Here is a 403-nt window from a genome sequence, read left to right as displayed (position 1 = left end):
CTGCCTCGACGTCGGGCGTCGAACGGCCTTTTCGATGCCGCTTCTTTGTGCTGGGCTGCTGGCCCTTATGCGCATGTCCCTTACCACCTGCGGGGATGCTGCGACCGCTGGCAGACTTGCCCGACGCGCCGCGTCCGGCCGCCCCACCTGCGGAGCGTTGCCCGCGAGGGTTGTCGCTGGAGGTGTTCTTTCGGTTGGTGCGACCCGCATTGTTCTTCCTGCGGTCGCCCGGTGTGCCGTCACGGCTAGCGGATGCCATATGTCATTCCTGGTCGTCGATTATGGTTCCCGACGAGGCGTCGGGTGTGTCGTCTCCCTTTGAGTCTGAACGCCCACTACTCAGTTTGGCGAATCGCGGGTCAGACAGGAGCTCTTCGTCGAGGTCGTCGATGAGGTCGACGTC

At 63.8% G+C, this 403-nt stretch carries 2 pseudogenes; both read right to left on the bottom strand.

What is annotated here, in order from left to right:
* Nucleotides 1-259: pseudogene (locus B3T59_RS24125) on the bottom strand (pseudouridine synthase); the annotation flags it as partial.
* 3 nt (nt 260-262) lie between these two features.
* Nucleotides 263-403, bottom strand: a pseudogene (locus tag B3T59_RS24120) (SMC-Scp complex subunit ScpB); the annotation flags it as partial.

The organism is Gordonia sp. UBA7860 (assembly GCF_002500165.1).
Lineage (GTDB): Bacteria > Actinomycetota > Actinomycetes > Mycobacteriales > Mycobacteriaceae > Gordonia > Gordonia sputi.
This window is presented reverse-complemented; position numbering and strand designations above follow the sequence as displayed.